Source organism: Streptomyces filamentosus (genome assembly GCF_014654895.1).
GTDB lineage: Bacteria > Actinomycetota > Actinomycetes > Streptomycetales > Streptomycetaceae > Streptomyces > Streptomyces filamentosus.
Genome location: NZ_BNBE01000001.1, coordinates 3218449 through 3243540 on the forward strand (window position 1 = coordinate 3218449; position 25092 = coordinate 3243540).

The 25092-nt window shown below is 73.4% G+C and carries 20 protein-coding genes and 1 pseudogene; 12 read left to right on the top strand and 9 right to left on the bottom strand.

What is annotated here, in order from left to right:
* Positions 1 to 168: 168 nt before the first annotated feature.
* Positions 169 to 3357, bottom strand: coding sequence for an SARP-family global regulator AfsR (gene afsR / locus IE326_RS14635; protein ID WP_229915332.1), 3189 nt, complete (start codon positions 3355 to 3357; stop codon positions 169 to 171).
* Positions 3358 to 3749: 392 nt separating this feature from the next.
* On the opposite strand from afsR, the gene IE326_RS14640 reads away from it, so the two are divergent.
* Positions 3750 to 4976 carry an amidohydrolase family protein gene (locus IE326_RS14640; RefSeq protein WP_150228847.1) on the top strand — a complete coding sequence of 409 codons (1227 nt, stop codon included), beginning with the start codon at positions 3750 to 3752 and terminating at the stop codon, positions 4974 to 4976.
* Positions 4977 to 5030: 54 nt separating this feature from the next.
* Here IE326_RS14640 and IE326_RS14645 read toward each other — a convergent pair whose 3' ends face one another.
* Both IE326_RS14645 and IE326_RS14650 read right to left on the bottom strand, forming a co-directional pair.
* On the bottom strand, positions 5031 to 5348 hold the full coding sequence (locus IE326_RS14645) for a type II toxin-antitoxin system PemK/MazF family toxin (protein ID WP_150228845.1): 318 nt from the start codon (positions 5346 to 5348) through the stop codon (positions 5031 to 5033).
* Complete coding sequence (locus tag IE326_RS14650) at positions 5345 to 5647, bottom strand: hypothetical protein (RefSeq protein ID WP_150228843.1); 303 nt, start codon at positions 5645 to 5647, stop codon at positions 5345 to 5347. The genes IE326_RS14645 and IE326_RS14650 overlap by 4 nt, the downstream gene beginning before the upstream one ends.
* Before the next feature lie 162 nt (positions 5648 to 5809).
* Between IE326_RS14650 and IE326_RS14655 the strand changes: the two genes are divergently transcribed.
* From IE326_RS14655 to IE326_RS14680, 6 genes are all read left to right on the top strand, one after another.
* On the top strand, positions 5810 to 6727 hold the full coding sequence (locus IE326_RS14655) for a TIGR03619 family F420-dependent LLM class oxidoreductase (RefSeq protein WP_190041711.1): 918 nt from the start codon (positions 5810 to 5812) through the stop codon (positions 6725 to 6727).
* A 10-nt stretch (positions 6728 to 6737) separates the two neighbouring features.
* A complete protein-coding gene (locus IE326_RS14660; RefSeq protein ID WP_150228839.1) occupies positions 6738 to 7499 on the top strand; it encodes an SDR family NAD(P)-dependent oxidoreductase in 762 nt (253 codons plus the stop codon).
* Between the two features lie 90 nt (positions 7500 to 7589).
* Positions 7590 to 8714 (top strand): LLM class flavin-dependent oxidoreductase, encoded by a 1125-nt coding sequence (locus tag IE326_RS14665; protein WP_150228836.1) that lies wholly within the window; start codon positions 7590 to 7592, stop codon positions 8712 to 8714.
* A 233-nt stretch (positions 8715 to 8947) separates the two neighbouring features.
* The gene (locus tag IE326_RS14670; protein WP_190041712.1) at positions 8948 to 10675 is read left to right on the top strand and encodes an N-acyl-D-amino-acid deacylase family protein; all 1728 of its coding nucleotides are present in this window, start codon (positions 8948 to 8950) and stop codon (positions 10673 to 10675) included.
* Positions 10672 to 12129: an aldehyde dehydrogenase family protein gene (locus IE326_RS14675; RefSeq protein ID WP_190041713.1), complete on the top strand. Its 1458-nt coding sequence runs from the start codon at positions 10672 to 10674 to the stop codon at positions 12127 to 12129. The genes IE326_RS14670 and IE326_RS14675 overlap by 4 nt, the downstream gene beginning before the upstream one ends.
* A 319-nt stretch (positions 12130 to 12448) precedes the next feature.
* The gene (locus IE326_RS14680) at positions 12449 to 14014 is read left to right on the top strand and encodes an APC family permease (protein WP_150228830.1); all 1566 of its coding nucleotides are present in this window, start codon (positions 12449 to 12451) and stop codon (positions 14012 to 14014) included.
* Between the two features lie 96 nt (positions 14015 to 14110).
* Here the strand turns inward: IE326_RS14680 and IE326_RS14685 are convergent, their stop codons facing one another.
* Entirely contained in the window at positions 14111 to 14326 is a 216-nt protein-coding gene (locus IE326_RS14685) for a hypothetical protein (protein WP_030754675.1), read from the bottom strand.
* A 59-nt stretch (positions 14327 to 14385) separates the two neighbouring features.
* On the opposite strand from IE326_RS14685, the pseudogene IE326_RS14690 reads away from it, so the two are divergent.
* Positions 14386 to 14841 (top strand): annotated as a pseudogene (locus IE326_RS14690) (GNAT family N-acetyltransferase); the annotation flags it as partial.
* A 61-nt stretch (positions 14842 to 14902) separates the two neighbouring features.
* Here the strand turns inward: IE326_RS14690 and IE326_RS14695 are convergent.
* The gene (locus IE326_RS14695; protein ID WP_150228826.1) at positions 14903 to 15679 is read right to left on the bottom strand and encodes a GNAT family N-acetyltransferase; all 777 of its coding nucleotides are present in this window, start codon (positions 15677 to 15679) and stop codon (positions 14903 to 14905) included.
* A 260-nt stretch (positions 15680 to 15939) separates the two neighbouring features.
* On the opposite strand from IE326_RS14695, the gene IE326_RS14700 reads away from it, so the two are divergent.
* The 3 genes from IE326_RS14700 to IE326_RS14710 all read left to right on the top strand — a co-directional run bounded on the left by IE326_RS14700 (position 15940) and on the right by IE326_RS14710 (position 20806).
* Complete coding sequence (locus IE326_RS14700; protein WP_190041715.1) at positions 15940 to 16773, top strand: TIGR03619 family F420-dependent LLM class oxidoreductase; 834 nt, start codon at positions 15940 to 15942, stop codon at positions 16771 to 16773.
* Between the two features lie 57 nt (positions 16774 to 16830).
* A complete protein-coding gene (locus IE326_RS14705; RefSeq protein WP_190041716.1) occupies positions 16831 to 19437 on the top strand; it encodes a bifunctional FO biosynthesis protein CofGH in 2607 nt (868 codons plus the stop codon).
* Positions 19438 to 19711: 274 nt separating this feature from the next.
* On the top strand, positions 19712 to 20806 hold the full coding sequence (locus IE326_RS14710) for an ADP-ribosylglycohydrolase family protein (protein WP_150228820.1): 1095 nt from the start codon (positions 19712 to 19714) through the stop codon (positions 20804 to 20806).
* Positions 20807 to 20819: 13 nt separating this feature from the next.
* Here the strand turns inward: IE326_RS14710 and IE326_RS14715 are convergent, their stop codons facing one another.
* A complete protein-coding gene (locus IE326_RS14715; protein ID WP_190041717.1) occupies positions 20820 to 21605 on the bottom strand; it encodes an SDR family oxidoreductase in 786 nt (261 codons plus the stop codon).
* A gap of 89 nt (positions 21606 to 21694) precedes the next feature.
* Here IE326_RS14715 and IE326_RS14720 point away from each other — a divergent pair, with 89 nt between their 5' ends.
* Positions 21695 to 22519, top strand: a complete 825-nt coding sequence (locus tag IE326_RS14720; RefSeq protein WP_150228816.1) for a DUF1839 family protein — start codon at positions 21695 to 21697, stop codon at positions 22517 to 22519.
* 158 nt (positions 22520 to 22677) lie between these two features.
* On the opposite strand, the gene IE326_RS14725 is transcribed toward IE326_RS14720, so the two are convergent.
* From IE326_RS14725 to IE326_RS14735, 3 genes are all read right to left on the bottom strand, one after another.
* A complete protein-coding gene (locus tag IE326_RS14725) occupies positions 22678 to 22878 on the bottom strand; it encodes a DUF397 domain-containing protein (protein WP_150228814.1) in 201 nt (66 codons plus the stop codon).
* A 303-nt stretch (positions 22879 to 23181) separates the two neighbouring features.
* Positions 23182 to 24042, bottom strand: coding sequence for a helix-turn-helix domain-containing protein (locus IE326_RS14730; RefSeq protein WP_150228812.1), 861 nt, complete (start codon positions 24040 to 24042; stop codon positions 23182 to 23184).
* 246 nt (positions 24043 to 24288) lie between these two features.
* Entirely contained in the window at positions 24289 to 24990 is a 702-nt protein-coding gene (locus tag IE326_RS14735) for a GOLPH3/VPS74 family protein (RefSeq protein WP_150228810.1), read from the bottom strand.
* Between the last annotated feature and the right edge of the window lie 102 nt (positions 24991 to 25092).

Sequence of the window (25092 nt, forward strand, 5' to 3'; positions counted from 1 at the left end):
GCCGTTCCCCCATGGACAGCCGGACGGACCTTTGCTCAGGGGCCGCTCACCCTATTGCCTGCTGGTGACAGCCTCTTCGCTGACCCGCCTGCCCCCCGACGCGACGGATCGATGAAGGAAGCATCGCGCGGGGCGATAAACGAACGATGAACGCCGTGGTCCCGCTGGTCAGGCCGCGGCGGCGGGGTGCAGGAGGGCGCGGACCTCGGCCGCCTCGGGGGAGCCGAGGCGCGTGTAGATGTCGAGGGCCTCCGCCCAGCAGACCTGGGCGCGGTCCCGCTGGCCCAGGCCGCTGAGCGCGCGGCCCAGGACGGTGAGCACGTTGCCGCGCCGCCACTCCCCGCCGATGTCGCGCAGGACCGTCAGCGCCATCTCGGCGTTGGAAGCCGCCTGGGCGTTCTTGCGCCCGGCGAGGTCCACCTCGGCCAGCCGGAAGAGGGCCATGCCCTGCCACAGGCGCTGCCGGCTGCTGGTGAAGACGGCCAGCGCGTCCCGGAGTCTGCTCGACGCCTCGGAGAGCTGCCCGCTGCGGGTGAGGGCGACTCCCAGGGCGTACCACCCGTTCGCCCCCTTGAGGGCGTGGCCGAGCGCGTCGTACATCTCCGCTCCCTGGAGCGCCAGTCGTACGGCGCTCTCGGTGCGCCCCGTCAGCAGATGGATCCGGGAGAGGTTGCAGAGGGCGCTCGCCTCGCCCGCGGAGTCCTTCGCGGACCGGAACTCCGTGATGGCCTGCTGGAGATGGGTCTCGCCCTCGGAGTAGTGGTTGCGGTAGATGGCGGTCACCCCGAGCAGGTTGGCCGACCAGCACAGGGACATCGGGTCCGCGTTGGCGGTGGCGAGGCGGCGGGCCTCACCGGCCTCGGTGTCGGCCTGGTCGAAGCGGCCGGACAGCTGGTGGACGTACGCCAGCGTGATCGCCGCGCGGCCCTCCGCCCGTACGTCCCCCGTCTTCGACGCCGCGCCCCGCAGGACCGTCGCCACCGCCTCGTACTCCTTGGAGTTGGCGCCTGACTCGGCGAGGTCCAGGGAGGCCCAGAGGAGGTCGACGGCGCGGCGGAGGGTGGCGGGGGCGGCGGCGGACTGGCGGACGCAGGCGAGGAGGCAGTGGGACTCGGCGTAGAGCCAGTCCTGGGCCTGGTGGCGGTCGGTGAAGGTCAGGCCCTGGTGGGTGGTGGGTTCCAGGTGGTCGACGAGGCGGTCGCCGGGGCGTTCGACGGCGTAGACCCCGGCGGCCGTCGAGAGGTAGAAGTCGAGGAGGCGGGAGAGGGCCGCCTCCTTCTCCGACGGGGGGTGCTCGTCGCGGTCTGCGCAGGCGCGGGCGTAGAGCCGGACCAGGTCGTGGTAGCGGTAGCGGCCGGGGGCGGCCGACTCCAGGAGGGACGTGTCGACCAGGGCCTCCAGGAGGTCCTCGGTGTCCCAGAGGGGGAGGTCCAGGACGGCGGCCGCCGCCGCGAGGGAGATGTCGGGGCCGTCGGCGAGGCCGAGGAGGCGGAAGGCGCGGGCCTGGTGGGGTTCGAGCTGGCCGTAGCCGAGCTCGAAGGTCGCCTTGACGGCGAGGTCGCCGGCCTGGAGCTCGTCGAGGCGGCGGCGCTCGTCGGCGAGCTTCGCGGCGAGGACCGAGACCGTCCAGGTGCGGCGGGCCGCGAGCCGCGACGCGGCGATGCGGATCGCGAGGGGGAGGAAGCCGCAGGCGGCGACGACGTCGAGGGCCGCCTCGCGCTCCGCCTGGACCCGCTCCTCGCCGACGATCCGGGTGAAGAGCTGGAGCGCCTCCTCGGGGGACATCACGTCGAGGTCGACGAGGTGCGCGCCCGCGAGGTCGACCATGCGGATGCGGCTGGTGACGAGGGCCGCGCAGCCGGCCGTGCCGGGCAGCAGGGGGCGGATCTGGGCGGCGTCCCGGGCGTTGTCGAGGAGGACCAGGACGCGGCGGCCGTCGAGCGTGGAGCGGTAGAGGGCGGCCCGGTCCTCCAGGGAGTCGGGAATGGCCGAATCCGGTGTGCCGAGGGCGCGGAGGAAGGAGCCGAGGACGGTCTCGGGCGCGGCGGCGCGGGCGCCCGCGCCCTGGAGGTCGACGTACAGCTGCCCGTCCGGGAAGTGCGGGCGTGCCTCGTGGGCGACGTGCACGGCGAGCGTGGTCTTGCCGACGCCGCCGATGCCGGCGAGCGCCGAGACGGCCATGACCGAGCCCTCGGCGGTCGCGAGCTGCGCGCCCAGCTCCCGTACGAAGGCGGCCCGGCCCGTGAAGTCGGGGACCGTTGCGGGTAGTTGAGCCGGCCGGGAGACGGGGGACGCGGCCGGGGCCTGTTCCTCGACGGGACGGGCGAGTTCGGCGTCGCCCTGGAGGATGCGCTGCTGGAGCCGGGAGAGTTCGGGGGTGGGGTCGACGCCGAGCTCGTCGGCGAGGAGCCGGCGGGTGTCGGCGTACACGGCGAGGGCCTCGGCCTGCCGTCCGCCCCGGTAGAGCGCGAGCATCAGCAGTTCGCGCAGCCGCTCGCGCAGCGGGTGCGCGGCGGTGAGCGCGGTCAGTTCGGAGACGGCCTCGGCGTGCGCGCCGGTCTCCAGGTCGACGTCGAGGCGGGTCTCCAGGAGGGTGAGCCGCCATTCCTCCAGGCGGGTCCGCTGGGTCTCGGCGTAGGGGCCGGGGACGGAGGCCAGGGCCTCGCCGTCCCACAGGTCGAGGGCCTCGGCGAGCCGGGCCCGGGCGGCGGACCGGTCGCCGCCGGCCCGCAGCTTCTCGGCCTCGGCGGCGAGTTGCTGCGCGCGGGTGAGGTCGAGCGCGCTGGTCTTCAGGGAGTACCCGCCGGACTCGCTGGTCAGCACCTCGGCGCCGAGGACCTTGCGGAGCCGGGAGGCGTACGTGCGGAGCGCGGCGAGCGCCTGGGAGGGGGGCTCCTCGCCCCAGAGCGCGTCGATGAGTTCGGAGGCGGTGGCGGTGCGGCCGCGGCGGAGGAGCAGGGCGGCGAGGAGGGCGCGCTGCTGCGGCGACCCGGTGGCCAGCGCCTCTCCGTCCCGCCAGGCCCGCACGGGCCCGAGCACGCCGAACCGCAGTCCGGTGCCGGGCTCGGCCGCGGTCCTCGCACCGGCTCCCGCGGCGGTGTCCGTGACGGTTCCCGCGGCGGTGTCCGTGACGGCTCCCGTGACGGCTCCCGTGCCGGCCCCGGCGGCGGTTCCCGTGCCGGTCCCGGTGTCCGTACCCGCGTGCGCTTCCGTCCCGGCCCCGTGGATGGCCGGTTCTTTTCGGTCCGTCCCCGGCCGGTCCGTGCCCTCCCGGTGCCGGGGCACGCCGAAGTCCGTTCCGGCCCCGCTCCGGCCGGAGCCCTGCGCCGGGACGCGTGGCCCGCTCTCCTGCCCCATTGGCTCCCCCTGCCCGTACCGCTGGTATCGCCCTGGACAGTCTGCCTTGTCCGGAGGGAGCGCGTCAGCATCGGGTCGGCCGTTGTGGACAACTGCGGACGAGGGCTGTGGACGGCCACGGACGGCTGTGGACGACGCCGGGGACGGCTGTGCGCGACGCCGCGCATGGCTGTGGACGGCGCCAAGGAGCGCGGGAGAGGGGGGGAGGGGGGAGGGGACGGCTGTGGACAAGTGCCGGCGACGCCCCCGCGAAGCCCCGCGCCCGCCCCGTACTCGCCCTCGCACCCACCCCGAACCCGCCTCGCGCCCACCCCACCCCGCGCCCGCCCCGTCCGCACCCCCCGCCGCCGCAGTAGCTGACGGTTCGTCAGATCGGCGCTACCGTGAACGGCATGGAGACCCAGGAGACCTTCCCCAGGATCATCTCGGTGGACGACCACACCGTGGAGCCCCCGCACGTCTGGCGCGACCGGCTCCCGTCCCGGTACCGCGGCACCGGCCCCCGGATCGTCCGGGCCCCGCTGAAGGAGATGACCTTCCTCGGTGGCAAGTTCGCGCCCGTCATGGGCGCGAAGGGCGACGACGGGCCGATCGGCGACTGGTGGGTCTACGAGGACCTGCACCGGCCGCTCACCCGGCTCGACACCGCCGTCGGCTACGACCGCGACGAGATACGCCTCGAAGTCATCACCTACGAGCAGATGCGGCCGGGCTCCTTCTCCGTCCCGGACCGGCTCGCCGACATGGACGTCAACCACGTCCAGTCCGCGCTCTGCTTCCCGACCTTCCCGCGCTTCTGCGGGCAGACCTTCACCGAGGCGTCCGACCGCGAGCTCGGGCTGCTCTGCGTGCGCGCGTACAACGACTGGATGGTGGAGGAGTGGTGCGGGCCCGAGGCGCGGGGCCGCCTGATCCCGCTCACCCTCATCCCGCTCTGGGACCCGGAGCTGGCCGCCGCCGAGGTGCGGCGCAACGCCGCCCGGGGGGTCCGGGCCGTCGCCTTCTCCGAGATCCCGCCGCACCTCGGGCTCCCCTCGGTCCACACCGACCACTGGGACCCCTTCCTCCGGGCGTGCGACGAGACCGGCACGGTCATCGCCATGCACATCGGCTCGTCCAGCCGCATGCCGTCCACCTCGGCGGACGCCCCGCCGGCGGTCGGCTCCACGATCACCTTCGCCAACTGCTGCTTCTCGATGGTCGACTGGCTGATGAGCGGCAAGTTCGAGCGCTTCCCGAACCTGCGGATCATGTACGCGGAGGGCCAGATCGGCTGGATCCCGTACATCCTGGAGCGGGCGGACGTGGTCTGGGAGGAGAACCGCGCCTGGGGCGGCGTCGCCGACAAGGTCACCCGGCCGCCGTCGGAGCTCTTCGCCGGGCACGTCTTCGGCTGCTTCTTCGACGACGCCTTCGGGCTGCGCAACCTCGACGCGATCGGCGCGGCGAACGTCCTCTACGAGACGGACTACCCGCACTCCGACTCCACCTGGCCGAAGTCCAAGGAGGTGGGGGAGGCGCAGATGGGCCACCTGCCGCCGGACGTCGTCGAGCGCATCGTGCGCGGCAACGCGATCGACCTGCTGGGGCTGAGCCCGGAGGGCCTTTGGAGGCCGTGACGTAGAGGGCCGTGGAACGGCCCCCGCCGGTTGCGCCCGAGCGGGGGTCCTCCGCTAGATGGCCAGGACGTGCCGCAGCGCTGTGGCCACCTGCGTCATCGTCTGTGCGGAGAGGGCGCCGAGGTCGGCTTTGATGTCGTCCCGGTACATCGGGCCGAGGTCGTCGCAGAGAATCCGGCCGACCACTGGGTCATTCGGCCCCAGCTTGACGATGCTCGCGATGTCGGGCTTGTCGCTCGTGGTGATGCGGACCACCAGGCACTCGTCCAGCTTCTGGTTGCGCGCATTGTTGGAGACGACGAGCCAGGGCTTGAGGCCGAACCCCAGATCGGCGCGGTACAGCCGTCCCCGCACGGGAACGATCTCCGTCACTCGCCCGCTCCGCCGCTTCGCCTGCGAGCGCGACGTGCGGCGGCGTAGGCGCGGTCCTCGTCGTCCTGAGCCGCGGCCAGTGCCGCGTAGCCGTTCTCCAGGGCCTTCTCCTGGACGGCGACCCGGCCGGCGTTGAGCAGTGCGCGGAGGATCTCGGCATCCGAGGTGTCGTCGCTCACGTTTATCCCGGTGACCTGACGCAGGGCCGTGTTCTCCGGGCTGTCATGGCGGCGTACGCGTTCCATCGCCTCTTCGACGAGTGCGTCGAGGGGGACGCTCTTTCGAGTCATGGTGGCCATGCTTCACAGTGTGCGGCAGATTGTGCTGCATATCAAGTCGGAGGCGATGCGGCAAGGCGTCGGGCGGTCGTCGCTCCCCCGGAGGCCCTTGCCTGATGGCCCGTCAGGCGACAGCATGACCCCGTCGCCGTAACTGACGATGCGTCAGACAAGGGGGTCCCCATGGTGGTCTACGGCATGCAGCTGCCCGTCCAGTCCCAGTCCGTGATCTACGCCGAGCCCTGGGAGGCCGCCGCGGGACCCGCCGACCTGGTCGCGATCGCCCGCGCCGCGGACGCGCACGGCTTCGACTACGTCGCCTGCTGCGACCACGTGGCCATCCCGCGCCGGCTCGCCGCCGGGATGGGCACGGTCTGGTACGACCCGGTCGCCACGCTCTCCTTCCTGGCCGCCGCCACCGAGCGGGTCCGGCTGCTCTCGCACGTCGCCGTCGTGGGGCTGCGCCACCCGCTGGTCACCGCGAAGGCGTACGCGACCCTCGACCACCTCTCCGGCGGCCGGCTGGTCCTCGGGGTGGGGGCCGGGCACGTGCAGGAGGAGTTCGAGGCGGTCGGCGCGGACTTCGCGGGGCGCGGCGGGGTGCTCGACGAGACGCTCGACGCGCTGCGGGCGGCGCTCGGCCCGGAGGAGTACCCGGAGCACCTGGGGGAGCGCTTCTCCTTCAAGGACCTGGGGCAGCGGCCCCGGCCCGCGCAGGAGCGGGTCCCGGTCTGGGTGGGCGGCTCCTCGCCGGCGGCGGTGCGGCGGGCCGCGCTCAAGGGCGACGGCTGGCTGCCGCAGGGCGACCCCCGGGACGTGCTGGCCCGCCGGATCGGGCGGATCCGGCGGCTGCGCGAGGAGGCGGGGACCTCGGGCCCCTTCGTCTTCGGCGCGATCGCCGAGCCGCTGTACGTCGGCACCCCCGCCTGGGAGACCGGGCGCCGCACGCTCACGGGCCCGCCCGAGGAGCTGGCGGCCTCGCTGCGGGAGTACGGGGCGATGGGCGTCGGCCAGATCCAGGTGCGGTTCCGCAGCCGGAGCCGCGGCGAACTCATCGACCAGATGGCGGCCTTCGCCGAAGGGGTCGCCCCGCATCTGTAGGGAGTACGGCATGGGCAAGCTGGACGGACGGGTCGTCGTCGTCACGGGGGCCGCGCGCGGGCAGGGCGAGCAGGAGGCGCGGCTCTTCGCCGCCGAGGGGGCGCGGGTGGTCCTCGCGGACGTGCTCGACGGCCCCGGGGAGGCCCTGGCGAAGGAGCTGGGGGAGGAGCGGGCCGCGTACGTCCACCTGGACGTGACCCGCGAGGAGGAGTGGGCCGCCGCCGTCGCGGTGGCGAAGGAGCGGTTCGGGCACGTCGACGGCCTGGTGAACAACGCCGGGATCCTCCGCTTCAACGAGCTGCTCTCGACCCCGCTGGAGGAGTTCCGGGCGGTCGTCTCGGTCAACCAGACCGGCTGCTTCCTGGGCATCCGTGCGGTGGCGCCGGAGATCGCGGCGGCCGGCGGCGGCACGATCGTCAACACCGCCTCGTACACGGGCGTGACGGGGATGGCCGGGGTCGGCGCCTACGCGGCCTCCAAGCACGCGGTGCTCGGGCTGACCCGGGTGGCGGCCCTGGAGCTGGCCCCGAAGGGCATCCGGGTGAACGCGGTCTGCCCGGGGGCGATCGACACGGCCATGAGCAACCCGGAGGGGGTGGACCCGGCCGCCACCGGCGGGCTGTACCGCAAGCTCGTGCCGCTCGGCCGGATCGGCCGCCCGGAGGAGGTGGCGGCCCTCGCCCTCTTCCTGACCTCGGACGACTCCTCGTACGTGACGGGCCAGCCGTTCGTGATCGACGGCGGCTGGCTGGCCGGGGTCTCCCTGTTCTGAACGCATCTGACGATCCATCAGGTATTGACAGGGCGCAGCTCATCCAAGAATCTGACGACACGTCAGAAACTCACGAGGACGGTGACTTCCGTGGAATTCGGGATCTTCGTACAGGGATACGTCGGCAAGCGCGCCGAGACCGATCCCGAAGCCGAGCACAAGGCACTCATGGAGGAGACCGAGTACGTCATCCAGGCGGACAAGTCCAACTTCAAGTACGCCTGGGCCTCCGAGCACCACTTCCTGGAGGAGTACTCGCACCTCTCGGCCAACGACGTCTACCTGGGCTACCTCGCCCACGCCACCGAGCGCATCCACCTCGGCTCCGGCATCTTCAACCCGCTCGCCCCGGTCAACCACCCGGTGAAGGTCGCGGAGAAGGTCGCCATGCTCGACCACCTCTCCGAGGGGCGCTTCGAGTTCGGCTCCGGACGCGGCGCGGGCAGCCACGAGATCCTCGGCTTCTTCCCGGGCATCACGGACATGAACCACACCAAGGAACTCTGGGAGGAGACGATCGCCGAGTTCCCCAAGATGTGGCTCCAGGACGAGTACGTCGGCTTCCAGGGCAAGCACTGGTCCCTGCCGCCCCGCAAGATCCTCCCCAAGCCGTACGGCTCCTCCCACCCCGCCATGTGGTACGCGGCCGGCTCCCCGTCCTCGTACGCCATGGCCGGGAAGATGGGCCTCGGCGTCCTCGGCTTCAGCGTCCAGAAGGTCTCCGACATGGAATGGGTCGTCGAGTCCTACAAGAACGCCATCAAGGAGGCCAAGGCCGTCGGCGACTTCGTCAACGACAACGTCATGGTCACCTCCACCGCGATCTGCGCCGAGACCCACGAGAAGGCCGTCGAGATCGCCGCGGGCGGCGGACTGAACTACCTCCAGTCGCTGCTCTTCCGCTACCACGACACCTTCCCCCGCCCCGAAGGCGTCCCCGAGTGGCCCGAGCTGCTCCCCGAGTACTCCGCCGAGATCATCGAACTCCTCATCGCCGAGGAGCTGATGATCTGCGGCGACCCGGGCGAGGTCCTCGCGCAGTGCCGCCGCTGGGAGCGGGCCGGTGCCGACCAGCTCTCCTTCGGCCTCCCGGTGGGGATCGGCTACGAGGACACGATGAACACGATCAAGCTGATCGGCGAGCACGTGATCCCCGAGATCGACACCGACCCGGTCCACCGCACCACCCGCTTCCGGCAGGCCGCCGGGCGGTAGCGGAGGGGGCGGGGCGCCGGGCGCGGGCACGGACGCCCGCCTCCCCCCTCCCGACCACCACAGCGCGGGGCGGTGTCTTCCCGGACCGCCGCCCCGTACCTGCCCCGGCCGGAAGCCGTTCCGCGGCGGCCCCGAGCCGGGGCACACCCGCGTACCGAGCACGTCCACGCACCGAGCGCGCCCGCGCGCGAAAGCCACGCACCGAGCACGTCCACGTACAGAAAGGGACCGCCATGCTCGACCACCTCATCAAGGGCGCCACCGTCGTGGACGGCACCGGCGGCCCCGCGTACGTCGCGGACGTGGGGATCCAGGGGGGACGGATCACCTTCCCGCCGCCCGGCGCGGCCGCCCGCACCACCGAGGACGCCACCGGACTCGTCCTCGCCCCCGGCTTCGTCGACCCGCACACCCACTACGACGCCCAGCTCTTCTGGGACCCGTACGCCACCCCCTCCATGAACCACGGCGTCACCACCGTCGCCGGAGGCAACTGCGGCTTCACCCTCGCCCCGCTCCACCCGGACCGGCCCGAGGACGCCGACTACACCCGCCGCATGATGTCCAAGGTCGAGGGCATGGCGCTCAAGGCCCTCGAAGAGGGCGTCGACTGGAGCTGGTCCTCCTTCGGCGAGTACCTCGACGCCCTGGAGGGGCGGATCGCCGTCAACGCCGGCTTCATGGTCGGCCACTGCGCCCTGCGCCGCTACGTGATGGGCGCCGACGCCGTCGGCGGCCGGCCCACCGAGGCGCAGCTCGCCGAGATGACCGCCCTCCTCAAGGAGGCCATGGAGGCCGGCGCCTGGGGCCTGTCCACCACCCAGTCGGCCACCCACTCCGACGGCGACGGCGCCCCCGTCGCCTCCCGGCACGCCGCCCCCGACGAGCTGATCGCCCTCGCGAAGGCGGTCGGCGAGCACGAGGGCACCCAGATCGAGGCGATCCTCGCGGGCTGCCTCGACCAGTTCTCCGACGCCGAGATCGACCTCTTCGTCGAGATGTCCGCGGCAGCCGGACGGCCCCTGAACTGGAACGTCCTCACCATCGACGCCGCGGTCCCCGAACGCGTCCCCCGCCAGCTCACCGCCTCCGAACGGGCCCGCAGGTCCGGCGGCCGGATCGTCGCCCTCACCATGCCGATCCTCACTCCCATGAACATGTCCCTCGGCACCTTCTGCGCCCTCAACCTCATCCCCGGCTGGGGCGAGGTCCTGGGCCTGCCCGTGCCCGAGCGGATCGCGCGGCTCCGCGACCCGGAGGTGCGCGCGGAGATGCTGCGCCGCGCCGACTCCAAGGAGGCCGGCGTCTTCCGCCGCCTCGCGGACTTCGGCCGGTACGTCATCGGCGACACGTACAGCCGCGAGAACGAGGGCCTGACCGGCCGCGTCGTGGAGGACATCGCCGCCGAACGCGGCCAGGACCCCTTCCAGTGCCTCGTCGAGATCTGCGCCAACGACGACCTGAGGACCGTCCTGTGGCCGATGCCCACCGACAACGACCCGGCCTCCTGGGCGCTGCGCCGCGAGACCTGGGACCACGAGGACGTCCTCCTCGGCGGCTCCGACGCCGGCGCCCACCTGGACCGCATGTGCGGGGCCCCGTACACCACCCGCTTCCTCGGCGACTGCCTGCGCGGCCGGAAGCTGGTGCCGCTGGAGCGGGCCGTGAAGATGCTCAGCGACGACCCGGCCCGGCTCTTCGGCCTGCGCGAGCGCGGCCGGATCGCCGAGGGCTTCCACGCCGACCTGGTCCTCTTCGACCCCGGGCGGATCGACGCGGGCCCCGCGACCCTCGTCCACGACCTGCCCGGCGACAGCCCGCGCCTCGACTCCCGCGCGGTCGGCGTCGTCTCCGTGCGCGTCAACGGCGTGGAGACGGTCCGCGACGACGAGGTGACCGGGGCCGTTCCCGGGCGCGTCCTGCGCTCGGGCCGCGACACGAGGACGGTGGGCACCCGATGACGATCACCGAGAAGCTGTACGTCGGCGGCGCGTGGACCGAGCCCGAGGGCGGCCACTACGAGGTGGTGAACCCGGCCACCGAGGAGGTCGTCGGCCTCGCCCCCGAGGCGTCGAGGGCCCAGGTGCACGAGGCGGCCGCCGCCGCCCGGGAGGCCTTCGCCGACTGGTCCCGGACGAAGCCCGAGGAGCGGGCCGCGATCCTCGACAGGGCCGCCGGCCTCATGGCCCGCGACGCCGCGGCCCACGTCGAGCTGGCCCGCGCCGAGACCGGCGCCACCACCGCCACCGCCCGGAGCATGCAGGTCGCCGTCGGCTCCGCCCGCTTCCGCCGGTACGCCCGGGGCGCCCTGGAACCGGTCGAGCAGGCCCTGCCGCCGCAGATCAGCGAGGCCGGGCCGATGGGACGGGCCGGCGTCCTCGGGGCGGTCGCGGTGCGCCGCCCGGTCGGCGTCGTCACCTGCATCACCTCGTACAACAACCCCTGGGCCAACCCGGCGGGCAAGATCGCCCCCGCCCTCGCCATGGGCAACACGGTCGTGGTGAAGCCCGCCCCGCAGGACCCCCTGTCGGTCTTCGCGATGGTCCGCGCCCTGGAGGAGGCGGGCGTCCCCGCCGGGGTGGTCAACCTGGTCACCGGCTCGGCGCCCGCCGCGGGCGAGGCGGCCGTCGACTCCCCGGACGTCGACATGGTCTCCTTCACCGGCTCCACCGCCGTCGGCCAGGCCATCGGCGAGGTCTGCGGCCGCACCCTCAAGCGGCAGCTGATGGAACTCGGCGGGAAGGGCGCGGCGCTGGTCTTCGACGACGCCGACCTGGACGCGGCGGTCATGGGCATCGGGACGACCTTCGCCTTCTACAGCGGCCAGATCTGCACCGCCCCGACCCGGGTCCTCGCCCAGCGCGGGATCCACGACCGGCTGGTCGAGAAGCTGGCCGCCTACACCGGCCACCTGAGGGTGGGGGACCCGGCGGAGAGGGGCACGGTGGTCGGCCCGGTGATCTCGGCGGCCCACCGCGACCGGGTGGAGTCCTACGTGGAGCTCGGCCGGAAGGAGGGGGCGCGGGTCGTCGCGGGCGGCGAGCGCCCGGACCTCGCGAAGGGCTTCTACGTGGCCCCGACGCTGCTCGCCGACTGCACCGCCGGGATGCGGGTGGTGCGCGAGGAGATCTTCGGCCCGGTCGTCGTGGTCGTCCCCTTCGACGACGAGGAGGAGGGGATCGCGCTCGCCGGGGACACCGACTACGGCCTGATCGACTACGTGTGGTCCGGGGACGTCGCCCGCGCCTTCCGGGTCGGCGCCCGGCTGCGGTCCGGCGGGGTCGGGATCAACACCATCGGCCGGAACATGGAGGCGCCCTTCGGCGGCTTCAAGAAGAGCGGCGTCGGGCGGGACGTGGGCTCGTACGCGCTCCACGCCTACAGCGAGCTCCAGGCGATGGTGTGGCCGGGCTGAGGGGGCCGGGCTGAACGGGTCGGGCGGGCCGGGCCGAGCGGGCCGGCCGACCGCTGGAGAGGCCGTGCCGCAAGGGCCGGACGTTCTCCCGGAAAATTCCTCGGGAAAATTTTGAAACGGACATTTCGGGCTCTGCTGCGGTTCCCGCATATCGGACACTCGGCGTCCGACCTACCAGTTGGTCGGTCCGCCGGGTTCGTCGATCTTTCAATCATTGGCGGGTGTCCCGATCTGCCCTCGCAATGCAAGGCGATGATCGATCAAGTGAGCGGAGTCAAGCGCTCCGGATAAGGAAACCGCAGCATTTAACGTCACGTTCATGACTCAGGTGGACGTGCGGCCCCAGGCCGGAGACACGGTAAGGGGCGTCGATGCCCCGGGGGACACGCAAGGCGTGCGCAAGAAGGGCCTCGGCGGCAACTCCGTCGGCCTCTTCGGCAACGCGGTCATCGGCATATCCACCGTCGCCCCGGTCTACTGCCTGACCTCCACACTGGGCTCCACCGCCGGCGAGGTCGGCCTCCAGATGCCCGCCGTCTTCCTCGCGGGCTTCCTCCCCATGCTCCTCGTCGCCTTCGCGTACCGGGAGCTCAACAAGGTCATGCCGGACTGCGGCACCTCCTTCACCTGGACGGTGAAGGCCTTCGGCCCCAAGATCGGCTGGATGTGCGGCTGGGGCCTGGTGATCGCCACGATCATCGTGCTCTCCAACCTGGCCGGCGTCGCCACCTCGTACTTCTGGCTCCTCGCGGGCGAGATCACCGGCAACGGGTCGATCGCCGCCCTGGACGACAACAAGGCCGTCCACATCGTCACCTGCCTCGCCCTCATCGCCGCCGCCACCGCGATCAGCTACCGCGGCATGACGGCCACCAAGGGCGTCCAGTACACCCTCGTCGTCCTCCAGCTCGTCGTCCTCGCCGTCTTCGTCGCCCTGGCCCTCTCCAAGGCCGGCTCCTTCGAGACCTCCGTGGACTTCTCCTGGTCCTGGATGAACCCCTTCGCCGTCGAGTCCTTCGCGGCCTTCACCGCGGGCCTCTCCCTCTCGATCTTCATGTACTGGGGCTGGGACACCTGCATGGCGTCCAACGAGGAGACCGTCGGCAGCGACAAGACCCCCGGCCGCGCCGCACTCATCGCGATGGTCGTCCTGGTCGGCTCCTACCTGGCCACCGGCATCGCCGCCCAGATGGCCGTCGGCTCCGGCGACCAGGGCCTCGGCCTCGCCAACCCGGAGACCTCCGACAACGTCTTCGCCGCCCTCGCCGGCCCCGTCATGGGCCCGGTCCTCGGCATCCTGCTCTTCGTCGCGGTCCTGGCCTCCGCCGCCGCGAGCCTCCAGACCACCTTCATCCCGGTCGCCCGCACGGTCCTCGCCATGTCCACCTACGAGGCCCTGCCGAAGTCCTTCACGAAGGTGCACCCGGTCTTCAAGACCCCCGGCAAGGCCACCGTCGTCGCGGGCGTCGCCACCGGCGTCTTCTACACCGTGATGACCCTGGTCAGCGAGCACGTCCTGGTCGACACCATCTACGCGCTCGGCCTCATGATCTGCTTCTACTACGGCATCACGGCCTTCGCCTGCGTCTGGTACTTCCGCGCCGAGCTCTTCCGCTCCTTCCGCGACCTGGCCTTCAAGGGCCTCCTGCCGGCCCTCGGCGGCCTGATGCTCACCGCCGTCTTCGGCAAGACCCTCTACGACATGTGGGACCCGGCCTACGGCTCCGGCTCCGCCGTCTTCGGCGTCGGCTCCGTCTTCGTCATCGCGGTCGGCCTGCTCGTCCTCGGCGCGGTCCTCATGCTGGTCATGCAGCGCCGCAGCCCGGCCTTCTTCCGCGGCGAGGTCCTCACCAAGGAGACCCCGTCGCTGGTGGTCGCCGACTGACCCGGGGCCGCACGCGCCCCTGAGTCACCCAGAAACGCGAAGGTGACGGCCCCGTGGGGGGTGCCGTCACCTTCGTGCCTTTTTCCGGTCCCGGTGCTACTTCCCGACGGGCAGCAGCCCGCTCACGGCCTGGTTGGCCGGGGGCAGGTCGGCGGCCTGCGGCGGCAGGGGCTTCGGGTTCAGGACGCCGCTGAGGGGGACGACCGAGGGCAGGTTCATGCCGCCCGTGTCGGCCGCCGCGGTGCCGGCGGCGGCGAGGCCCCCGGCGGCGGCGAAGGCGGTCAGGGCGGCTGCGGTGAGGATCCTCTTCATGGCCCGTCCAACGCGCCCCGGGTGCGGGCGGTTACGAGCCCGCTCCCTACGATCCCGCCATGGACGAGGAGTACGGGAACGGGGGCTGGCGGCTGCGGCCGGGCCGGCCCGGGGACGTCGAGGCCGTGGCCGAGCTGCGGGCGGTCGTCCTGCGCGCCGACCTGGAGCGGCTCGGCCGCTACGACCCGCACCGGGTGCGGCAGCGGCTGCGGGACGGGTTCTCGCCCGCGCACACCTCGGTGGTCGAGACCCCGGACCGTCCCCTCGCCGGGTGCGTCACCTTCCGGCCGGGGCCGGACCACTTCCGCCTGGAGCACTTCTACCTGGACCCCGCCCTCCAGGGCCGGGGCCTGGGCACCGCCGTCCTGCGGCGGCTCCTGGACCGGGCCGACGCGGAGGGCGCGGCCGTGCGGCTCGACGTGCTCCGGGGGAGCCCGGCCCGCAGGCTCTACGAGCGGGCGGGATTCGTGGCGGAGGCGGAGGACGGGGTGGACGTCTCCATGGTCAGGAGGCCGGAGCCCCCGCACCCGCCCCCGGGGTGCCTGGGACTCCCGCTGCCTCCGGGGCCTTCCGGGCCTACGGGGCTTCCGGTGCCTCCGGTGCCTCCGCGATGAGGGCGGTGGCGACCGTGCGGAAGCCGAGGCGGGCGTAGAGGCGCTCCACGTCCGCGTCCGAGGCCGTCAGGAAGACCACTTCGGTCCCGGCCGCGCGGGCCTCCGCGACCAGCGCGGCCGTCACCGCGAGCCCCAGGCCCCGGCGGCGGGCCTCCGGCCGGGTGCCGACCCCCACGACCTCCGCGACGCCGCCGACCGGCTGGACCTGGCCGCCCGCGAGCCCCTCCCCGCCCGCCGCGTCGAAGGCACCGACGAGGACGGTCAGACCGGCCGCGACGCGCTCCGCGACCCGCCGCGCGTCCCCGGGGCCCGCGGTCGCGCCGAAGGCCGCGTACGGGGCGGCGACGGCCGCCGGCAGGCCCGGGTCGTCCGCGCCGACCGTCCGCACCACGGCCCCCGCGGGCTCCGGCACGGGCAGCGGCTCGCCCTCCAGGACCATCAGCGGATGCTCGTGCACCACGAGCCCGCTCGCCTCCACGGCGGCCCGCAGCCCCGGCGTCGTCTCCGCCACCCACTCGAACGCCTCCGGCAGCCCCAGCTCCCGCTGCCGCGCCCGCACCCTCTCCACGTCCTCCACCCGCACCGGCCCGGCGTGGCCGAGCACGGGCCGCGCGTAGAACGGCCACCCGTCGGAGCCCTCCCGCACGAAGAAGGTCAGCGGCCCGAAGTCCTCGGCGCGGGCGGAGGAGCGGGGAACGGCGTCGTAGTACGCCTCGATTCGATTCAGCACGCGCGCCATCCAAGCAGCCCGGCGGCGGCGCCACCGGCGGTTTTTCCCGCCGGGAACCGCCGGCGGGCGCGCACGCCCCCCTCACCCTCCAGCGCTTCCGCGAGCAGGTCTGGGAGCGCGGCGGGTACGGCGACCTGGCGGCCGTCCACCGGGCGGTGGACCCGGGCCGGGGCCGGGGCGCGGGCTGAAGGAGGGGTGCGGCGGGGACGCGCGCACCCGTTCCCGCCGCACCCCTCGGAATCCGCCGGCGCAGCCCCTACCGTGCGGTCATGCGGATCTCGACCACGATCTTCCTGACCGACGAGACCATCACGCCCGTGCGGCTCGCCCGCGAGCTGGAGGCGCGCGGCTTCGCGGGGCTGTACCTGCCGGAGCACACCCACATCCCCGTGTCCCGGGAGACCGAGCACCCCGTGGGCGGCGAGGCGGCCCGCGAGTACGGGCGGACCCTGGACCCCTACGTGGCCCTCGCCCAGGCGGCGGCGGTCACCGAACGGCTCGCGCTCGGCACGGGCATCTCCCTGCTCGCCCAGCACGACCCGATCGCGCTGGCCAAGCAGATCGCGACGCTCGACCACCTCTCCGGCGGCCGCTTCACCCTCGGCCTCGGCTACGGCTGGAACCGCGAGGAGGCCGCCGACCACAACGTCGTCTGGCGCACCCGCCGGGACCTCGTCCACGACCGCCTCGCCCTCATGCGGGCCCTGTGGGCCCCCGAGCCCACCGCGTACGAGGGCGCCCACGGCCACTCCGTCCGGGCGTCCGAGGCCTGGCCGAAGCCGGCCGGCGGCGCGCCCCGCGTCCTCCTCGGCGGCGCCGCGGGCCCGAAGCTCTTCGCCGCCGTCGCCGCGCACGCCGACGGCTGGATGCCGATCGGCGGCCGCGGCCTGACGAAGGACCTCCCCCTCCTCCGCCGCGCCTGGGAGGACGCCGGCCGCGACCCGAAGACCCTCCAGGTCGTCCCCTACGCCGTCCTCCCTACCCCCGGCAAGCTCGCCCACTACGCCGACCTGGGCTGCGAGGAGACCGTCCTCCAGCTCCCGCCCGCCCCCGAACCGGAGGTCCTGCGCGTCCTGGACGGGTACGCCGCGTACGCGGAGTGACGGACGAGCCCCCGTGCGCGGGTTCAGGCGCCCGCGCACGCTTCGTATGCTCGGTGCATGACGGACCACCAGGACGGCCTGCCGGCCGAGCAGCAGAGCGGGACCCCGACCCGGAACTCCATGCGGCGGGCGCTGAGGCGGGCGCGGGACGGGGTCGCGCTCGACGTGGGCGAGGCGGCGGTGCTGCTGCGGGCCAGGGGCGAGGACCTGGACGAGCTGGTGGCGGTGGCGGGGCGGGTGCGGGACGCGGGCCTGGAGGCGGCGGGGCGGCCGGGGGTGATCACGTACTCGAAGAGCGTGTTCATACCGCTGACCCGGCTGTGCCGTGACAAGTGCCACTACTGCACCTTCGTGACCGTGCCCGGGAAGCTCCGGCGTGACGGGCACGGGATGTTCATGTCGCCCGACGAGGTGCTGGACATCGCCCGGCGCGGGGCCGCGCTCGGCTGCAAGGAAGCCCTGATCACGCTCGGCGACAAGCCGGAGGAGCGGTGGCCGGAGGCGCGGGAGTGGCTGGACGCGCACGGCTACGACGACACGCTGGCGTACGTGCGGGCGATGTCGGTGCGGATCCTGGAGGAGACCGGGCTGCTGCCGCACCTCAACCCGGGCGTCCTGTCGTGGACGGACTTCCAGCGGCTGAAGCCGGTGGCGCCGTCCATGGGGATGATGCTGGAGACGACCGCGACCCGGCTGTGGTCCGAGCCCGGCGGCCCGCACTTCGGCTCGCCGGACAAGGAACCGGCCGTGCGGCTGCGGGTGCTGGAGGACGCCGGACGCTCGTCCGTGCCCTTCACCTCGGGGCTGCTGCTCGGCATCGGGGAGACGTACGAGGAGCGGGCGGAGTCGCTGTTCGCGCTGCGGCGGGTGGCCCGCGCATACCACGGCGTGCAGGAACTGATCATCCAGAACTTCCGGGCCAAGCCCGACACCGCCATGCGGTCGACGCCCGACGCCGAACTCGACGACCTGGTCGCGGCCGTGGCCGTCGCCCGGCTCATCATGGGCCCCTCCGCCTGCCTCCAGGCCCCGCCGAACCTGGTGGACGCGGAGTACGGGCGGCTGATCGCCGCCGGCATCGACGACTGGGGCGGCGTCTCCCCGCTCACCATCGACCACGTCAACCCGGAGCGGCCCTGGCCCCGCATCGACGAGCTGGCCGGGCACTCGGCCGCCGCCGGGTTCGAGCTGCGCGAACGGCTCTGCGTCTACCCGGAGTTCGTGAAGCGCGGCGAGCCGTGGCTGGACCCCCGGATCGTGCCGCACGTGCGGGCGCTGGCCGACCCGGAGACGGGCCTCGCGAACCCGGACGCGGTGGTGCGCGGCCTGCCCTGGCAGGAGCCCGACGAGGTCTTCACCGCCACCGGCCGCACCGACCTGCACATCGCCGTCGACACCGAGGGCCGCACCGGGGACCGGCGCACCGACTTCGACGACGTCTACGGCGACTGGGAGGCGCTGCGCGAGGCCGCCGCGCCCGGCATGGCGCCCGAGCGGATCGACGCCGACGTGCGCGAGGCCCTCGCCGTCGCCGCCGACGACCCGACGCGGCTCACCGACCCGCAGGCGCTGGCCCTCTTCCACGCCGACGGGCCCGCCCTGGACGCGCTGGCCCGCGTCGCGGACGACGTGCGCCGGTCGGTCTCGGGCGACGAGGTGACGTACATCGTCACCCGGAACATCAACTTCACCAACGTCTGCTACACCGGCTGCCGCTTCTGCGCCTTCGCCCAGCGCCGCACCGACGCCGACGCCTACACCCTCTCCCTCGACCAGGTCGCCGACCGCGCCCAGCAGGCGTGGGAGGTCGGCGCGGTCGAGGTGTGCATGCAGGGCGGCATCCACCCCGACCTGCCCGGCACCGCCTACTTCGACATCGCCCGCGCGGTGAAGGAGCGGGTCCCGGGCATGCACGTGCACGCCTTCTCGCCGATGGAGGTCGTCAACGGCGCCTCCCGCACCGGCCTCTCGATCCGGGAGTGGCTGACGGCGGCGAAGGAGGCCGGGCTCGACTCGATTCCCGGCACGGCCGCCGAGATCCTCGACGACGAGGTCCGCTGGGTGCTGACCAAGGGCAAGCTGCCCGCCGCCACCTGGATCGAGGTGGTCACCACCGCCCACGAGCTGGGCATCCGCTCGTCCTCGACGATGATGTACGGGCACGTGGACCAGCCCCGCCACTGGCTCGGGCACCTGCGCACGCTGGCCCGCATCCAGCAGGAGACCGGCGGCTTCACCGAGTTCGTGACGCTGCCGTTCATCCACACCAACGCGCCCGTCTACCTCGCCGGCATCGCCCGCCCGGGTCCGACGGTCCGCGACAACCGCGCGGTGACCGCGATGGCCCGCCTGCTCCTGCACACCCACATCCCCAACATCCAGACCAGCTGGGTGAAGCTGGGCGCGGAGGGCGCGGCGGAGATGCTGCGCTCCGGGGCGAACGACCTCGGCGGCACGCTGATGGAGGAGACCATCTCCCGCATGGCGGGGTCGAGTTACGGGTCGTACCGATCGATCCGCGATCTGGAGGCGATCGCGGAGGCGGCCGGGCGCCCCTCCCGCCCCCGCACCACCCTCTACGGCCGGGTCCCGGCCGAACGGCAGGAGGCCGCCCGCGCGTCGGACGGCCACCTGCCGGAGCTGCTGCCGGTGGTCGAGGGCTGAGGACGGCCGCCCGCCGGGGCCGATGCCCGCCAGGCCCGATGCCGTCCTCCCCGGACGGCGGCGGCCCCGGCGCGGGGGAGGAGCGCGGGGCCCGTGTCGCGGGGGGCGTGCGGCGGGCGGCCCGGGCCGCCCGCGAACCCCGGATGAACTCCGGTCAAAAGCGGCCTGAAGGGCGTCCGATCACATAAGTCTCTGACCCCCGAACGGGCAGACCCGGTCGATTACAGTGCTGCGGAGACCGCTGAACGGCACCTCGGACGGGGGAGGGCACACCGTGACCACCACTGCCGCGGCCGTATGGGGCCGCACGGAACAACAGGACTTCCGCTCCCGCGTCCGGGGCTGCCTCCTCGGCGCCGCCGTGGGCGACGCGGTCGGCGCGGGCGTGCACGACCGGACGCTGGAGGAGATCCGCGCGGCGCACGGCGGGGCGGGCCTGACGGAGCCCCCGGACGGCGTCCTGCCCGTCACGGCGGCCACCCAGATGAGCCTCTTCACCGTCGACGGCCTGGTCCGCGCCCACGTCCGCCGCGACGGGGGCGTCTGGCACCCGCCCACCGACGTCCACCGCGCACACCTGCGCTGGGCGGCCACCCAGCGCGACTGGGGCCCCGACGAGCGCCGCCGCGACAACGGCTGGCTGGGCCGCCAGGAGTGGCTCTACGCCCGCCGGCTGGCGCCGCGCGCCTGCCTCACCGGTCTCGGCGACGAGCGGCTCGGCACCCCGGAGCGGCCCAAGAACCCGGAGGCCGCCGACTCCGGCGCCCTCGCCCGCTCCGCGCCCTTCGGCCTGCTCGTCGGCTGGGAGCCGCAGCTCGTCTGCCAGCTGGCCGTCGAGTGCGCCGCCCAGACGCACGGCGCCCCGGCCGCCGTGCTCGCCGCCGGCGCGCTCGCGGTCACCGTCCACGGCGTCGCCCGGGGCGCCTCCGTGGAGGCGGCGGTGGGCACGGCCCTGGAGCTGCTGGCCCCCCGCCCCGGCCACGAGCCGGTGACGCGGGCGCTGGCCCGTGCCCTCGGAGCCGTACGGGAAGGGGTCCCGGACGCGGACCGGGTGACGGCGCTCGGGGCGGACGAGGACCGGGCCGAGGGGCAGCTGGCGGCGGCGGTCTACTGCGCCCTGGTCGGCGAGGACGTCCGGCACGGCCTGAGGCTGGCGGTCAGCCACGGCGGGCCGTCCGCCGTGACCGGCGCGGTCACCGGCGCGCTGCTCGGCGCCCAGCACGGCGAGACGGCCCTCCCGCCCGCCTGGCTGGCGGCGCTGGAGGGCCGGTCCACGGTCCTGGAGCTGTCGGACGACTTCGCGATGGAGCTCACCCAGTCCGCCGCCCTCCACACCCCCACCTGGCACGAGCGCTACCCGGTCCTCTGAACCGGGCGGGGGCTCAGTGCATCAGCTCGCCCGCGTTGACCAGGAGGGACTGGCCGGTGATCGCGCGGGCCCGGGGGGAGGCGAGGAAGACGACGGCCTCGGCGACGTCCGCGTCCGACGCCAGCTCCGGCAGCGCCATCCGGGAGGCGAGCCGCCCCAGGACCTCCTCCTCCGGCACCCCCTCCGTCTGCGCGGTGAAGCGGACGAACGCCTCCACCGGCGGCCCCCACATCCAGCCGGGCAGCACGGTGTTGACCCGGATCCGCTCCGTCCCGAGCTCCCGCGCCAGCGAGTACATGGCCGAGGTCAGCGCCCCCTTGGACGCCGCGTAGGCGGCCTGCCGGACCTGCGAGGGCGCGGCGACGGCCGACTGGGTGCCTATGAAGACGACCGAGCCGCCGCCCGCCGCCCGCAGCGCGGGCAGACAGGCGCGGGTCATCCGCAGCGTCCCGAGGAGGTTGACGTCGAGGACGCCCTGCCAGGTGGCGAAGTCGGCGTCCGCGAGCCCGCCGAAGTACGAGTCCCAGGCGGCGACGTGCACGACGGCGTCGATCGCGCCGAAGCGCTCGACGGCGAGCGCGGCCAGCGCCCCGCACTGCGCCTCGTCGGTGATGTCGGTGGCGAGGTGGGCGGTGCGCCGCCCGTCCGGGTCGATCGCGGCGGCCGTCTTGGCGAGGTTCGCCGCGGTCCTGGCGCCGAGGACCGCGTTCCCGCCGTCGCGCACCACCGCCTCCGCGATCCGGTGGCCGAGGCCGGCCCCGACGCCCGACACGACGACCGTCTTCCCCTGGAGCAGCATCCGGGTGCCTCCCGCCTCTGGTCACTGATCTGACGGTCCGTCAGAGTAGGTGACCCGAGCCGCACGGGGAAGAGCCGAGGGGAGCCGCGATGAGCGACGCCGACGCGTACGGGGAGCTGGCCGCCACCGGGCCGTACGGGACACGTCCCGGGCACGCCCTGATCACCATGGTGGAACCGCACCCGGGCCACGAGTACGCCTACAACCGCTGGTACGAGGACGACCACTACTACGCCGGGGCGATGGCGATGCCCTGGATGTTCGCCGGCCGCCGCTGGGTCGCCACCCGCGACCTCCAGGAACTGCGGACGCCCGAGGAGTCGGCCGTCGCGCGGCCCGTCACCGCCGGCTGCTACCTCTCCACGTACTGGATCACCGAGGGCCGCTACGACGAGCACATGAAGTGGACCGTCGCCATCAACAAGCGGCTCAACCGCGACGCCCGCGTCCACCACGCCCGCACCCACGTCTTCACGTCCTTCCAGGACCACGAGGCGACCGTGTACCGGGACGGGGCGGCGGGCCCCCGCGACCTCCACGCCCTCGACCACCCCTACGCGGGCCTGATCCTCCAGGTCGTGGACTGCGCCGGCCCCGAGGAGCGCGCCGCCCTCCTCGAACGGCTCGCCGCCCGCGAACTCCCGCGCCGCCTCGCCGGCTCCCCGGCGGCCATGGTCACCGTCTTCCGCCCCACCCCGCTCCCCGGCGACCGCATGACGTACGTGAAGCAGGTCGAGGGTGTCGACACCCGCCTCACCCTCCTCTGGTTCCTGGAGCGGGACCCCCGCGACTGCTGGCGGGACCACTTCGCCGACCTCGACGCCCTCCCGGGCGGAGCGGGCCGCGTGGAACTGGTCGCCCCCTTCGTCCCCACGGTCCCGGGGACGGACCGGTACGTGGACCGGCTGCGGTGAGGTGACGGACCCCCGGACATGAGCGAGCCCCCTCGGCCAGGACGGCGGACCGGACGAGAGGGCGGGCCCTGCGGGTGGTGCGGGTACTTCGGATGGTGCGGGCACTGCGGGCACTCCGGGTGCCGGAGGCGGTACCGGGGGAGGTTCTTCCGCGGACCTCAGAGGGTCCCGTTGCTCACCTGGCCGACGAAGGCGTTCCACGAGCCCGGTCCGAAAGAGAGCGACGGGCCCTCGGGAGCCTTGGAGTCGCGGACGTCGATGGCGGCGACGACCGGGGACTTCACCTCGACGCAGGCGCCGTTGCCGCCGGAGTAGGAGGACTTGGTCCAGCTGTCGGTCGCACCCTGGGTGATGGCCATGATGTGCTCAACTCCGGTTCTGCCCTGAGGGCTTCAGTGTCGATGCCGGTGTGGTCTTCACCGGCCTGATCGACGCTACTCGCCGGTCCCGAGCGACGGGACCGGCGTTCACACGACCGGGTGGCATATTCCATCCGAGCTTCCGCCGGGCCGAGCCGGGGGTGTACCGTACCTGCCCCCTGTGGTTCAGACCTGTCCGTCCCGCCGGATCTGGCCGGGCCTGTCCGCACCTGCCTGACCTGCCCGAACCGCCCCGACTGCCGGGACCGCCCCGACCGCCGGCCGTCCCGGCCGCCGGGACCGTCAGCCCTGCACGTACCCCTTGGCGATCTTCTCGACGAACTCCCGGGTCTGCTCCACGCCCAGCGCCTGCGCCCGCAGGTGCTCGTACATGAAGCTGTACTTCGCCACGTCCGGCGCCTTCTCCAGGTACAGGTCGCTCGTCACGCCCTCGATGTAGACGACGCTGGAGTCGGAGGTGTCCGGGAACTCCAGGATCGAGTACTGGCCGCTGATGCCCGGGTGCGCGCCCGTGTGGAAGGGCAGCACCTGCACCGTCACGTGCGGCAGGTACGACTGCTCGAGGAGGTGCTCCAACTGCTCGGCCATCACCTGCGGGTTGCCCACGATCCGGCGCAGCGCGGCCTCGTCGATGACCGCCCACAGGCGCAGCGGGCTCTCCTCGTCGCGGATCCGGTCCTGGCGGCGGGTGCGGACGTTGGTCCGCTTCTCGACGTCGGCCGGCGTCGACTCGGGCAGCGCGCCGGAGATGACGGCGTGGGCGTACGCGCGGGTCTGGAGCAGGCCGGGGATGATCTGCGGCTCGTAGACGCGCAGGCTCTGCGCGTCGGTCTCCAGGCCGATGTAGACGCTGTACGGGATGTCGCCGAAGGCGTGCCACCAGCCCTGCTGGCGCGAGTCCTTGGCCATCTGCATGAGGGAGTTGACCATGGCCTCGTCCTCGACCTCGTACACCCCGCACAGGTCGCGCACGTCGCGCTGGCTGATGGAGCGGCGGCCGTTCTCGAGACGGCTGATCTTGGACTGGGAGACGAGGAGGCGCTCGGCCACCTGCTCGGCCGTCATGCCCTTGCCCTCGCGGAGCTTGCGCAGCTCCTGGCCCAATCGGCGTCGCCTGACGGTGGGGTTGACACTGGACGCCACGGAAACTGCACCTCCGGCTGCTGTCTGCGATGCGTAGCTGTGAGTATCTACTGCTTGGCAGACTGCCACCAATGGCGCTGCGCGCGGGGGGAAACCGCGACAACGCGAGCGCGGACGCGAAGGTGCGGGGCGCCCGAAGACGCCCCGCACCCCCTGTGCGGCTCCCGGAAAAGCGTGTGGTGCGTGGTGGTGCGTGACGTGCGGTGGCGGTGCGTGGTGTCGCGTCTCCGGGCCGGCGGCCGCCGTCTAGTGGACGGCGGCGCGGGCCATGCCGCCGCGCGGCTGGGCGGGTACGCCCGGGCCGTTGCCGCGGCGCGGCTGTGCGGCCGCCCCGTTCTGGACGTCCATCACCGCGTGCGCGACGAGACCGCCCATGGGGTCGTGCCGGATCAGGTCGCGCAGCCGGGACCGCGACGACCGTCCTTCGTTGCCGGGGTACAGGTGCTTGCCGAGACCGACCGCGTGGGCCAGCGCGGCGAGCGCCGCGGTCCGCGGGTCCGGCGGTACGCCGGTGCGGATCGCACTGTCCAGCCGGGTCCTGATCTCCCGGCTGATCGCCGTGTCCGTCGCCTGGTAGCGAGTCGTCGGCAGCACCCCGCACATCTGGCCCTCCACGGCATGCACCATGCCGCATCGCTCCAGATGCGAGAGATACGTCTGGCGGAGCCCCAGTCGGGGTCCGCCGATCCAGTGGACGGCCCGGACCGGACTGCCGCGTCTGCGCAGCAGTTCCAGTGCGGAGTCCAGGGTCGGATCTCCGGTCGGCCGTGGCATCACCACGGCGATACGATCCCCGTCAGGGGCTATCCGTCCTGCCAGCGCCAGCTCCACGAGCTGTGCTCCGGCCAGGCCCAGATCGAGCGACTGCGGCTGCGCTGTGGTACCCGTGGTCGGGTCCAGAGCGAGCAGTAGAAGCTCTTCCGGAATACTTCTGCGGCTCCTGCCCATCCATGCCTCCCCGCGTGGATGAATGACAGGGTGACCCCTCTCACATTCATCTGTCGAGAGTGCCTGGGTGGTTCGTCCTGGAACCAGTAGGTATGTCGTTCT

Coding starts and splice junctions, on each gene's coding strand:
- IE326_RS14685 (WP_030754675.1), bottom strand. CDS start 14,326: ATGAAGAGGATCCTCACCGCAGCCGCCCTGACCGCCTTCGCCGCCGCC.
- IE326_RS14655 (WP_190041711.1), top strand. CDS start 5,810: ATGGTGGTCTACGGCATGCAGCTGCCCGTCCAGTCCCAGTCCGTGATC.
- IE326_RS14660 (WP_150228839.1), top strand. CDS start 6,738: ATGGGCAAGCTGGACGGACGGGTCGTCGTCGTCACGGGGGCCGCGCGC.
- IE326_RS14650 (WP_150228843.1), bottom strand. CDS start 5,647: ATGGCCACCATGACTCGAAAGAGCGTCCCCCTCGACGCACTCGTCGAA.
- IE326_RS14715 (WP_190041717.1), bottom strand. CDS start 21,605: ATGCTGCTCCAGGGGAAGACGGTCGTCGTGTCGGGCGTCGGGGCCGGC.
- IE326_RS14720 (WP_150228816.1), top strand. CDS start 21,695: ATGAGCGACGCCGACGCGTACGGGGAGCTGGCCGCCACCGGGCCGTAC.
- IE326_RS14675 (WP_190041713.1), top strand. CDS start 10,672: ATGACGATCACCGAGAAGCTGTACGTCGGCGGCGCGTGGACCGAGCCC.
- IE326_RS14695 (WP_150228826.1), bottom strand. CDS start 15,679: ATGGCGCGCGTGCTGAATCGAATCGAGGCGTACTACGACGCCGTTCCC.
- IE326_RS14705 (WP_190041716.1), top strand. CDS start 16,831: ATGACGGACCACCAGGACGGCCTGCCGGCCGAGCAGCAGAGCGGGACC.
- IE326_RS14670 (WP_190041712.1), top strand. CDS start 8,948: ATGCTCGACCACCTCATCAAGGGCGCCACCGTCGTGGACGGCACCGGC.
- IE326_RS14700 (WP_190041715.1), top strand. CDS start 15,940: ATGCGGATCTCGACCACGATCTTCCTGACCGACGAGACCATCACGCCC.
- IE326_RS14680 (WP_150228830.1), top strand. CDS start 12,449: ATGACTCAGGTGGACGTGCGGCCCCAGGCCGGAGACACGGTAAGGGGC.
- IE326_RS14640 (WP_150228847.1), top strand. CDS start 3,750: ATGGAGACCCAGGAGACCTTCCCCAGGATCATCTCGGTGGACGACCAC.
- IE326_RS14735 (WP_150228810.1), bottom strand. CDS start 24,990: ATGGGCAGGAGCCGCAGAAGTATTCCGGAAGAGCTTCTACTGCTCGCT.
- afsR (WP_229915332.1), bottom strand. CDS start 3,357: ATGGGGCAGGAGAGCGGGCCACGCGTCCCGGCGCAGGGCTCCGGCCGG.
- IE326_RS14725 (WP_150228814.1), bottom strand. CDS start 22,878: ATGGCCATCACCCAGGGTGCGACCGACAGCTGGACCAAGTCCTCCTAC.